The organism is Pseudoalteromonas sp. NGC95 (genome assembly GCF_015864705.1).
GTDB classification, from domain to species: Bacteria; Pseudomonadota; Gammaproteobacteria; order Enterobacterales; family Alteromonadaceae; genus Pseudoalteromonas; species Pseudoalteromonas arctica.
On the sequence record NZ_JADYWR010000005.1, the window covers coordinates 233,372 to 244,975 of the forward strand.

At 40.9% G+C, this 11,604-nt stretch carries 9 protein-coding genes; 3 read left to right on the forward strand and 6 right to left on the reverse strand.

Going from position 1 to position 11,604, the window contains the following annotated elements; all coding sequences use genetic code 11:
- Positions 1 to 24: 24 nt before the first annotated feature.
- From I6E70_RS07005 to I6E70_RS07025, 5 genes are all read right to left on the reverse strand, one after another.
- On the reverse strand, positions 25 to 705 hold the full coding sequence (locus tag I6E70_RS07005; protein ID WP_121953509.1) for a flagellar hook assembly protein FlgD: 681 nt from the start codon (positions 703 to 705) through the stop codon (positions 25 to 27).
- A gap of 13 nt (positions 706 to 718) precedes the next feature.
- Positions 719 to 1,150, reverse strand: coding sequence for a flagellar basal body rod protein FlgC (gene flgC / locus I6E70_RS07010; RefSeq protein WP_010553247.1), 432 nt, complete (start codon positions 1,148 to 1,150; stop codon positions 719 to 721).
- A gap of 5 nt (positions 1,151 to 1,155) precedes the next feature.
- Complete coding sequence (gene flgB / locus I6E70_RS07015; RefSeq protein ID WP_002959431.1) at positions 1,156 to 1,563, reverse strand: flagellar basal body rod protein FlgB; 408 nt, start codon at positions 1,561 to 1,563, stop codon at positions 1,156 to 1,158.
- Positions 1,564 to 1,708: 145 nt separating this feature from the next.
- The gene (locus tag I6E70_RS07020) at positions 1,709 to 2,539 is read right to left on the reverse strand and encodes a CheR family methyltransferase (protein WP_197188355.1); all 831 of its coding nucleotides are present in this window, start codon (positions 2,537 to 2,539) and stop codon (positions 1,709 to 1,711) included.
- A gap of 20 nt (positions 2,540 to 2,559) precedes the next feature.
- Positions 2,560 to 3,492, reverse strand: a complete 933-nt coding sequence (locus I6E70_RS07025; RefSeq protein WP_007581858.1) for a chemotaxis protein CheV — start codon at positions 3,490 to 3,492, stop codon at positions 2,560 to 2,562.
- A gap of 140 nt (positions 3,493 to 3,632) precedes the next feature.
- Here I6E70_RS07025 and flgA point away from each other — a divergent pair, with 140 nt between their 5' ends.
- The 3 genes from flgA (at position 3,633) to flgN (ending at position 5,161) form a co-directional block, all read left to right on the forward strand.
- Entirely contained in the window at positions 3,633 to 4,340 is a 708-nt protein-coding gene (gene flgA / locus I6E70_RS07030) for a flagellar basal body P-ring formation chaperone FlgA (protein ID WP_197188356.1), read from the forward strand.
- Between the two features lie 76 nt (positions 4,341 to 4,416).
- Positions 4,417 to 4,737 (forward strand): flagellar biosynthesis anti-sigma factor FlgM, encoded by a 321-nt coding sequence (flgM, locus tag I6E70_RS07035; protein ID WP_197188357.1) that lies wholly within the window; start codon positions 4,417 to 4,419, stop codon positions 4,735 to 4,737.
- Positions 4,730 to 5,161: a flagellar protein FlgN gene (flgN, locus tag I6E70_RS07040; protein WP_007581855.1), complete on the forward strand. Its 432-nt coding sequence runs from the start codon at positions 4,730 to 4,732 to the stop codon at positions 5,159 to 5,161. The genes flgM and flgN overlap by 8 nt, the downstream gene beginning before the upstream one ends.
- A gap of 147 nt (positions 5,162 to 5,308) precedes the next feature.
- On the opposite strand, the gene I6E70_RS07045 is transcribed toward flgN, so the two are convergent.
- Positions 5,309 to 11,604: Ig-like domain-containing protein (locus I6E70_RS07045; RefSeq protein WP_197188358.1), on the reverse strand; the 6,296-nt coding region annotated here is incomplete at its 5' end.

Here is an 11,604-nt window from a genome sequence, read left to right on the forward strand (position 1 = left end):
GGCAGGCAAGAAATATTAAATTTGTTACGCAATCTCTGCAATGTCGGTTAACCTAACCGCACCTTCTTTGGTGTTAACAATGATGCCGCTTGATCCGTTAATGTTTACACTTTCAATATTTTTGAAAGTTGCAATAGGCAAGCTAGAAAACTGACCATTGGTACTACCTTGTGCCGATAACGTGTATTCGCCTTCAGGCAAACGCTCACCGCTTTCATTATTACCATCCCAAACAAAGCGAACAGCGCCGGCAGCCTGGGAACCCATATCAATTGTTCTCACTAACTGTCCAGAAGCATCAGTTACACTAAGCGTTAAGCTTTCAACTGCACTTTCGGCAACGATAGACCCTTTAGCATCACCTGATTCATTTAAATCGACAGTATTTGACTCAAGTAAAGCCTGCTTACCTACAAGCGTTGAAGCTTGCAGGGCTGAGTTCGATGTCATCGAAGTAGCCAACGTATCAAAATTTGAATTCAAATCACTAATACCTTGAGCCATTGTGAAGCTCGTCATTTGTGCAATCATTTGATCGTTATCCGCAGGGTTGCTGGGATCTTGAAACGATAATTGCTGAGTTAACAAAGAGAAAAAATCTTCTTGTGTTAACGCATCACTCTCATTGTCGCTGGTCGCTACTTGCGATTCTTGCCAGCGCAGAGAATCTAAATAGGATGAAGATGTACTAATATCGTTACTCATAACCTACCCTCAGTTACCGCTGCCCTAGCAACAGTGTTTTACTTAGCATTTGCTTTGCTGCATCAGCAACTTGCACGTTTGTTTGGTAAGAACGAGAGGCAGAAATCATATTTGCCATCTCCTCTACAACATTAACGTTGGGTTTATAGATATAGCCATTTTCATCCGCACTTGGATGGTTTGGGTTATATTCAATTTGTAATGGAGCATCGCTTTCAACAATGCCCAAAACTTTAACACCAACTGCGGAGCCCTGCTGGTTACTTGCTGATGCTGAAGCTTTTGTTAGCTCAGCCGCAAATACAGGTTGGCGCGCTCGGTACGTTTTGTCTTGAGATGAACTAATGGTATTCGCATTAGAAATATTACTAGCTGTAGTATTTAAGCGAACGTTTTGCGCGCTCATACCCGAACCTGCAATATCGAAAACATTATATAAACTCATAATTTTTATCCTTGACTACCGAGAGCTTTGTTCAGGCCTTTAAATTTGCCGCTTAAAAATTGCAAGCTGGCCTGATACTCCATAGCATTCTGTGTATACAAGTTTCGTTCCACTTGTATATCAACCGAGTTACCATCACCTGTATCTGATTGATTTGGCAAACGAAATGATTCTGAACTGCCCATACTATGAGTACCTCCACCAATGTGTTTATCATTAGTTCTTACCATAGTATTGCCGCTTTGCTGGGTTGACCTTGCCGCTTTTAACGCAGAGGCAAAATCAATATCTTTTGCTTTATAGCCAGGCGTATCAGCATTAGCTATATTAGTTGCAATTAATTCAGCTCGCTGTGAACGGATCAACATGGCTTGCGGATGCACACCTAATGCTTTATCAAAACTGATAGCCATAACCTTCTCCAAAAAATTGACTTACCCATGAATAAAGCAAAAAATAAGCCATTAATATTAGGAAGTGTTATATTTTTATAAGACTATGTATCTAAATAGAAAAACGACGCTTGGTGCGTCGTTTTAGGGAAATGAATTAACTTAATTATTTCTTTTGGTAAATGATACCGGGGTTGCATCTAACCATATCATATTCAGTACTTAGGCCAGTTAGGGACTCTGACGCTCCTAAAAATAAGTACCCTTTTGGGTTTAATGCTTGTGCAAACTGATTAATAATTTTAGCTTTTATTTCAGGCGCAAAATAAATAAGTACATTACGGCAAAAAATAATATCAAACTTGCCCATTAACGCGTAAGAATCAAGCAAATTCAGGTGCCTAAAACTAACTTGTTTTTTTATTGTATCGTTTACTTGTGCCATACCATTGCCGCTGTCTTTAAAAAACTTTTTACGACGCTCTGCAGATAACCCTCTGGCAAGTGCAAGCGCGTCATATTCTGCATTTTTACACATATCAAGCATGGTATTAGATATGTCGGTACCAATAATTTGTGCACCCATACGAAGCACACCAGGTTGCTTAGTATTAAATTCAGCTACTGACATAGCTATTGAATAGGGTTCTTGTCCTGATGAGCTGGCAGCAGACCAAATTTTTAAAGGCCTTCTTAAGTCTTTAAACTCAGGAAAAAGCTTATTTTGGAGCAACTCAAACGGGTATTGATCTCTAAACCACAACGTTTCGTTTGTGGTCATTGCATCAACCACTGCGGCTCTTAATTGCCGCTCGTGAGGCCCGAGAGTTTTACTAACCAACTCAGATAAAGATCCCACATTAAATCGAGTCATTAACGGAGCAAGTCGGCTTTTAACTAAATACTGTTTGTTTTCACCTAAAACAATGCCGCATTGCTGCTCTAAAAACGAACGAAACTGGTCGTATTCACTTTGCTGCAAATCTTTATTATTCAAGTTAGTAGCACCTATTTTTGTTAATCACAATGAACCCACTTTTTAACCGCTGTTGCTAATTCGTCTGGGTTAAATTTAGCAATAAAGTCATCCGCCCCGACTTTTTCAATCATAGCCTGGTTAAAAACACCACTCAAAGAGGTATGCAAAATAACATGCAAAGGTGCAAGTTTGGGATCTGCTTTTATTTCAGCTGTTAAGGTATAGCCGTCCATTTCTGGCATTTCAACGTCTGAGATAAGTAACGCTACTCGCTCAGTAATATCGTTTTTACAATCAAGCTCTGCTATTTCTTTTAATCTTATAAGTGCTTCTTTACCATTTTTGGCAAGCTCTGTTTGCACGCCTAACGGCTCTAGGGCACGTTTAACTTGATTACGCGCAACAGCAGAGTCGTCTGCTATAAATACGATACGTTCGCCTAAATCTTTTTGAATATCGCCACTTTGTGCAACTTCAGCACTTACTTCTGTGTTCACTGGGCAAATTTCGTTGAGAATTTTTTCTACATCGAGAATTTCGACTAATTCATTTTCGATTTCGGTCACTGCTGTTAAGTATGAATAACGTCCGGCACCTGATGGCGGTGGCATTATTTTTTCCCAATTCATATTTACAATACGTTCAACTCCGCCCACTAAAAACCCTTGCACAGAGCGATTGTATTCAGCAATGATTATAAAGCTGTCTTTAATGTTGTCGATTGGGCGCCCACCTACAGCCATTGATAAATCAATTACTGAAATGGTTTGACCACGAATATGTGCAACACCACGAATATACGGATTAGATTTTGGCATGCTTGTTAGTGGAGGGCATTGCAGCACTTCTCTCACTTTAAATACATTAATACCAAAACGCTGACGCCCTCTGAGCTTAAATAAAAGTAATTCTAGGCGGTTCTGCCCAACCAACTGTGTGCGTTGGTTTACTGAGTCTAAAATGCCTGCCATTCAAATCTCCTAAAGAAAACAAATAATACGGAACGATAATTGCTTTCTATTTATAAAGCTACATAACATCGCGGGTGCGTCTACTTTTTGACGCAAAATATTTATACCCTGTTTGAAACCATAAGCATAGTCGAAACATTATGAGTTTGTTAAAAAAAATCAGAAGATACAGTGTTTTTTATTTTGTTACTAGCTTGTGCTTTGTATTCCCTTTGCAAGCTAAAGTGTTTAGTAAAGATTTATTACAAGACATGGCCGTTGCTTATATAGCTAAGCAGATTGGTACATTGCAAAATACTAATACTCAATTAAGTGCACTGCCTTTAGATAGTCGCATTCCTGATCGTGTCTGTAATACTGAGCTTGAATTATCAACATCCGATGAGCCACCATTTAACCGCCAAGTAACCTTACAAGCCAAGTGCAATGATGCGCAAACGTGGGCTCAATACGTTCATGTAAGAGTTGTTGAAATGGCTCCAGTTGTTGTTGCTACTGCTAATTTAACCCGCGGTGAAGTAATAACTAAATCGCATTTAAGTATTGAAATGAAACCAACTCACTTTGTACGAATACAGTACTTAGATGACCCCAAAATGCTAATAGGCAGCAGAAGTAAACGAAATATTAGAAGTGGTATGCCAGTATTACTAAACCAAATTTGTATGGTGTGTAAAGGTGACTCTGTTAATATTTACGCTAACCTTAGAGGCCTTAGAATTAAAACCACAGGTATTGCTTTAGAAGACGGTACTTTGGGCGAACAGATACAAATAAAAAACAAAAAATCAGGTAAAGTTTTAAATGCGCGAGTAGATGGTGTAGAGTCTGTTCAGGTGAATATTTAATTTAGATTTATACTAAAGTATCCTACGTATATGCCGATAACATGGCATAAGTTGGGTAATATACGGGTTTATTATTATGGTTAATCAAGTTAATGGCAGTAATCAACAAGCTAATGCGTTAACAAATGCAAAGCAACAACAAGTTGATTTAAAAAAAGATAACGCAAATACACAAGCGACGCAGACTCCTTCGCCTAAAGCAGCAAGTGACTCTGTAAGCTTGACGCCGCAAGCGCAGCAATTAAAAACGCTTCAAGATAAAGCACAGCAATCGTCTGGCTTTGATAGCGATAAAGTTGCTGAGCTTAAAAAAGCAATTACCGAAGGTAAATATCAAGTGGACAGTGAAAAGCTTGTTAAAAACTTAGCTGATTTTGAGTTTAACGTGTATGGCTGATCATAATAGTTTAATTAGCGTAAAACTAAACCAACAAGTAAGTTGTTTAGACTCTTTGCACGCGCTATTAAACGACGAGCTTACTGCTATTGCCTCACGACGTGGTGCTGGTTTAAAAGAAATTACCCAACAAAAAATGTCTTTTTTAACTAAGCTAAGCACTCTAGATAAAGAGCTAAGTAAGCTTATTGCCAGTAACGACTCACAAAACCCTGAAATATCTGAGCTAATAAGCCAAGTTAAAACTCAACTTGCGCAGTGCCAAAAACAAAATAATGTTAATGCTCATGCCGCTCGCCAAGCGCAACTAAGTGTTAAACAATTAAAAGAGATATTAATTGGCGCACCAACGTCAATGACCTACGACCAAGCCGGTAAATCTGTAAATACCGAGAGTAAACTGGTTCGTAATTTAAAAGCTTAAACCCAAAATTTTACATTAAAAAAGCCTTATTGATTTATCAATAAGGCTTTTTTAATGTCCTTTATTCTTAAATTTCGTTATAAATAATATCAATTTTCTTAATAATGTAAGCCCCCTTAATAAATAATTAAGAGGGCTCTATTAATATTAAATATCCGTTTGATTATTACTACTTTCAATTAAGTGTTTAATCATTTCCTCCGATTGATTTTGTACATCAACCGCAGGTGCTGCTGTATCAATGCTTCCCCCGCTTTGGGCTGGAGTATAAGCAATTGCAGAGCCTTCATCCTCAACCAGCGTATTTAGCGCTATAAGCTGCTCTGCATCTTCGCTAATGATTACGTCATTAATATTAAGCGGTTCTGCCGAACTCATTTGCACCGTTTGCTCAGGTGTTGATAGACCACTCAAGTTACCTAAATCAATCGTTTCAGTGCTTAATACGTTGTTGATTGAAACTTCATTAGGGGTTGTATCGCCTAAAGCCGACTCCTCACTAAATGATTCAGGGATTGTGTCGCCAGAGGCAGAGCCTGCTTCTGATATACTTATAAGTTCAGTACCTTCACCATCAATAGTTGTGGTATTACCAGCTAGGTCTTCAAATATAATTCTGACATCGTTTAGTCCTAAACCTAGTAATCCTAGAGCATTTAAGTTGAGATCAATACTAGTAAACTCCCAACTTCCGTCGCTTTGAACTGTCGTTGTTTCGTTTCCAACGCTTATACCGAATAGTAGCGAGTTATCTAAAGTAACTGTGGTACCAGGCTCAGCATCTGTAGTGCCGTGAAAACCTATAACAGCTAGCTTTAAACCTATGAAAGAAAGTAAATAATCAACTTCAAAATCATTTACTATAGGTGGTGTAGTATCAATAACCAATCCAGATAAACTACCGCTTGAAGTTGTATTACCTGATGTATCAGTTGCTGCAGCTGTTACTGTGTACACCCCGTCAGCTAAGTTAGTATCAGCTGTTACGCTCCATTCACCCGATGCATCAGCAGTTACTGTTTCAGTTGCCTCTGTAGCGCCACTAAAGGTCACCGTTACAGACTCACCAGGAGCGGCTGTACCTGTTATAACTGGGTTTTGATCTGTAGTTAATACCAATCCTGAATCGATTGTAATTCCTGAAACAGTACTGCTTGCTGATCCTTCTCCGATATTACCTGGACCATCAACAATGCTTACATCAACGCTGTAGTTGCCCTCAGGAAGTACTTCTGTTGATGTCACACTCCACGTCCCATCAGCTCCAACTGTTGTTTGAACATTGTGAGTGGCACCTGCAGAATCGGTAAACATAACTATTACAGCCGCACCTGCAAAGCTTCCAGTTACAGAACCCGTAATGGTAGGCGTTGTATCTTGCCCTACTGTAATTGGGTCTATCACTACAGTTGGTGCAGTATAATCGGTGCTTGACACCATAGTATCGCTAGCAGAATTACCCGCTGTATCGCTTATTGATGCTGTTGCACTAAAGCTACCTTCACTCAGTGCGGTAGTAGCTGTTACTGACCATGTGCCATTGCCTGCAACTTGAGCGGTAATAGTTTGTGAATCGTTATTAGCATCAGTAATAACAACACTTACATTTGTACCTGCTGGTGCATCACTTGTACCTGTAATTGTTGGTAACGGGTTATTAGTAACAGGTAACTGGTTAACTTCAACTGTTGGTGGTGTTAAATCAATAATGCCACCTAGGCTTGTAGAACTTGTAAGCCCTAAGTTTTCAACTGTAGCACTTACAGTAAAGGCACCTTCAGCTAATGGTGTTGTAGGTATTAGAGTCCATACACCTGCAATAGCTTGGGTGTTATATGTCGTTGCTGTACCGCTACTATCGGTAATAACTACCTGTACGTCACCTGCTAGTATATCTGTGGTACCTGTAATTGTTGGCGTTGTATCGCTTGTATCTACAATTTGATTAATTAACAAACCTGGTAAGGTTGTACTAATAGTGCCCGTTTGCGTAACTGTTGTTATATTCCCAGCATCATCTGTACTTATTGCCTCAATTGTTAAGTCACCTTCAGCAAGTAAAGGAGTAACAATAAGCCATGTTCCGTCTCCTAATACCGAAGTGGTAACTACATGTAATGTATCTGTAGAGTCAGTAATATTTACGGTAATTAAACTTCCTACCTCTTCATCGCTTGTCCCTTCAATAGTAGGTGTTAGCGTATTAAGTACACCAAACGCATCAATTCCTAGCGCTGGCGCTATAGTATCTATGGTTACTTGCTCAATGGCCGACTGCCCTGTATTACCTGCCGCGTCAGTTATACTTGCAGAAACAGTATATACACCATCTGATAAGCTAGTAGTTACTAAAGACCACTTGCCATCGCTACCAATTAAGGTATTAAATACCGTTTTTTCACCATTACTACCAATAACAGTTACATCAATATTTGTGCCTTCCGCTTCTGGTGATGTACCTGAAAGCTCTAATATATCTGTATTGCTAATGCTCAGTGGTAAAATTCCAACCACTGGTACTAGCGTATCAACGACGAATTCAAGCGTATCGGTAACTACATTACCTGCATCATCAGTAATACTCACATTCGCAACATGCTGCCCTTCAGTTAGTGCATCTACCTCGAGTGAAAATAACCCAGCTGCATTAACCGTGGTGGTTAAAACTGAACCGCCATCTAGTTGTATTTCAACAACACCATTAATTAAATCACTGGTACCTTGGATTATTGGCGTGGAGTCTGATGTTGTGCCAATAACCTGTAAGCCAAGTGTTGGCGATATTGTATCCACCACTGCGGTAAGTAGTTGCGTGGTAGTAATACCGACCTCACTTAACACCTCAACTGTTACGCTAAATGCCCCCTCAGCTAATGATTGAGGAACCTGCACAGCCCAAGTATTATCGGCTTGCACTATAGCCGTAAGCTCTTGTACTACATTTCCCCTATCTACCACTCTAACTAGCACTTCAGTGCCTGGTGCTTGGTCGGTCGTACCACTAATTATTGGTAAATCGCCCTCACCAGTAGCAAAGTCAACTACCGCATTTAGTACTGGGGTTGAAGCATCTACATCAGCAGTGGTAATAGTGGTGGTGTTACCCGCATCATCGGTTGCAGAGGCTTCAACAACGGATAGGCCAATAACATTAACGGCTAGGCCTAATAGCTCCCAATCACCATTTGCATCTGTGGTTACATCGTATGTTAAATCGAGTAAATCACCTGCAAGCTCTAGAGTAACCGTAACGGTTTTACCTTCGCCCAAATCAGATGTACCAGATAAAGAAACCAACTGACCTAATAGGAACGAAGGCACAATTGTTAGCTCTGGTCCCACGGTATCAACCTCACCACCGGTTTTATTGTCGACCGAAGTATTGCCCGCAGCATCGCTAATAGTTGCACTAGCACTGTAAACACCGTCAGCTAAAATATTATTAGCAGCCGCTTGCCAGTCTCCATTGCCATCGGTTTGAACGGTCATTTGATGAGAAACTCCAGCTGAATCCGTAAACGTAACAATAACGTTTGTATTTGCTTCGTTAGACGTACCTGTAATCAATGGAGTGCTATCTTGAGTTAGTATTAATGAACTTTGATTAATACTAATTTCGGGAGCAATTGTATCAATAGTTGCTGTATTTGTTGCGTCCCCGGTATTACCAGCGCTGTCAGTAACAAATACTTCAACTGAATAATCGCCTTGTGAAAGAGAACTACTTGCCTCTACAGACCATATACCACCAGTTTGAACTGTTGTATTTACAGTATGCTTATTCCCTAGTGCATCGGTAAATACCACAGCAACTGCATCACCTACCATGGCACCTGTCACATTCCCTGAAATACTTGGAGTTAGATCGGTACTTCCAGCAATATCGTTAATGGTCACAACTGGCGCTGTTATGTCAACTTCCCCTGTAATACTTGTGTTTACAGGATTACCGGCAGTATCTGTTGTTGAAGCTAAAACCGTGTAAATGCCCTCGCTCAACTCTGTACTTGCAGCGACTGACCATGTGCCATTTGCACCAACCGTAGCATTAACCGTTTGCTCTGCACCTAAGCTATCAGTAATTAAAATAATAACTAATGCGCCTTGCGGTGCGGTTGTTGTGCCTGAAATTGTAGGCGTTGTATCATTTAAAGTTACAAGCGGCGTAATACTAAGCGTTGGCGCGGTTAAATCGATAACACCGCTACCTGTTGTATTACTCGTTAAGCTTCCTTCAGTTACACTTGCCGAAACAGTAAATTCACCTTCAGGTAGAATATCTGTCGCATCAACACTCCAAATACCGCCTACTACCGTCGTAGTTACAGTATGTGAAACGTTATTAACGTCAGTTATAACGACTGTGATCACCGAGTTATCTATTGCACTACTTGTGCCTGATATTGCTGGTGTTTGATCGTTCGTATCAACAATTGTATTAATATTAATTGTAGGCGCATTGGTATTTAAAGTTGCGGTACTATTTGCAACTGATTCATTCCCTGCGGCATCAGTAACACTTGCAGAAACTGTAACTTCACCATCAGTCAGTACATCTGTAATATCTACAGTCCAAGCACCTCCTGCACCAACAACAGTTGTGTAAGTCTCGGTACTATCTCCATCGGTCACAGTTACTGTAATACTGGTGTTTTCAGGTTCATTGGATGTGCCTGAAATAGTTGGCGTGCTGTTATTAATTGTACCTAATGCATTTATAGTAATACTTGGTGCTTGAGTATCAACAAAACTCGAACCTGTATCAGAGCCTGTATTACCAGCATCATCGGTAATACTTACCTCTACATCATAATTGCCATCTGGCAAGCTTGGCGCTGTAACTTGCCAATCGCCGCTAGCATCAACTATTGCGGTTAAAGTATGTATATCACCGTTGCTATCTGTAATGACTATATCGACCACCGTATTCTGTGGTTCAGTTGAAGTACCACTTACAATTGGTGTATTAGTGTTAAATACAGTTATATCATTAAGTACAATAACAGGTACTTGGGTATCAATTGTTAAATCAATAGTCGTGCTGCTGATATTATTAGCGTCATCGGTAATACTTACTTGCGCCGTATAATCACCATCAACAAGTGCTACGGGGACATCTACTTGCCAATTGCCATCAGTACCCACAGTTGCTGTTAGTGTTTGACCACCAATAATAATGCTTACATCTGCACCTATCTCATTACTTGTGCCTGAAATTGTAGGTGTTGTATCTATTGTCGCGTTAACTTCGTTCACAATTAATGTAGGAGCAACGCTATCTATTTCACCTTGAGCCTGCTGCGTTGTTAAGTTACCAACACTGTCTCTAACCTCTGCAACAACGGTATATTGACCTTGCGCTAGCTCTGCAGGTACAGCAACAGACCAGTCGCCACCGGCTTGAACTGTCGCAGTAAACGCTTGGCTTTCTCCTTCACTATCAGTCACGGTTATATTAATTACAGTGCCTTGCCCCATATCGGTGGTGCCGCTAATTACTGGCGTACTGTCATTAGATAAAGCATCGACACTAACGGTTAATTCTGGTGCTACGTTATCAAAATCAAGTGTATTGATTGTTCTGACATTACCAGCTGCATCCGTTGCACTGGCAGTCACATAGGCAAGGTTTAGTAAAGGTACTGTTATGTTTGCAAGCCCCCACGTACCATCAGGATTTGTCGTTGCTGTATAAGTTGCACCAACTAATCCCCCAACTAGGTACTCTGTAATAGTGATTACAGAACCCCCTGGTAGATCAGAATCCCCCGAAAGAGAAACTAAATTACCTAATAAAAACGATGGAATAATTTCAAGATCCGGAGCGGTTATATCGACTTCGCCAGTGTCTGTACCCGTGCCTGTATTGCCTGCAGCATCGGTGATCCTGGCGCTGACGCTGTAATTACCTTCAGCTAAATCGCCGCTTGGCGTTGCACTCCAATTACCACTTGCATCGGTTTGTACATCAATGCTTTGAGTGGCATTTGTTGCATCGGTAAACGTAACCGTGATGGTGCTGTTAGGCGCATCACTGGTGCCCGTAACCGTGGGCGTGCTGTCGTTGGTTAGTAACGGCGCATTTACACTCACACTCGGTGCGGTCGTATCAATGGTGCCGTTGCCTGTAATATCGGTGCTGTTACCTGCCACATCGTTGATGTTAGCTTCAATACTATACGGTCCTTCTGCCAGTGCAGTCGGTACTTCCACTGAGAAGTTGCCATCGGCATCCACAGTGGTGGTAAAGGTTTGTGTATTGCCTTGATCGTCTACCACGGTGAAGTTAATAACGGTGCCTTCAACCGCATCGCTTGTGCCGCTGAGTGTCGGGGTGATGTCGCTACTTGAGCCTGGACTGGTAAGTACAAGTGTCGGTGCGGTGGTGTCTATTTCACCAGCGCCAGTAGCGGTGGTGTCATTGCCTGCTGCATCGCTCACGC

Coding starts and splice junctions, on each gene's coding strand:
- flgC (WP_010553247.1), bottom strand. CDS start 1,150: ATGAGTTTATATAATGTTTTCGATATTGCAGGTTCGGGTATGAGCGCG.
- flgA (WP_197188356.1), top strand. CDS start 3,633: ATGAGTTTGTTAAAAAAAATCAGAAGATACAGTGTTTTTTATTTTGTT.
- flgB (WP_002959431.1), bottom strand. CDS start 1,563: ATGGCTATCAGTTTTGATAAAGCATTAGGTGTGCATCCGCAAGCCATG.
- I6E70_RS07025 (WP_007581858.1), bottom strand. CDS start 3,492: ATGGCAGGCATTTTAGACTCAGTAAACCAACGCACACAGTTGGTTGGG.
- flgM (WP_197188357.1), top strand. CDS start 4,417: ATGGTTAATCAAGTTAATGGCAGTAATCAACAAGCTAATGCGTTAACA.
- I6E70_RS07005 (WP_121953509.1), bottom strand. CDS start 705: ATGAGTAACGATATTAGTACATCTTCATCCTATTTAGATTCTCTGCGC.
- flgN (WP_007581855.1), top strand. CDS start 4,730: ATGGCTGATCATAATAGTTTAATTAGCGTAAAACTAAACCAACAAGTA.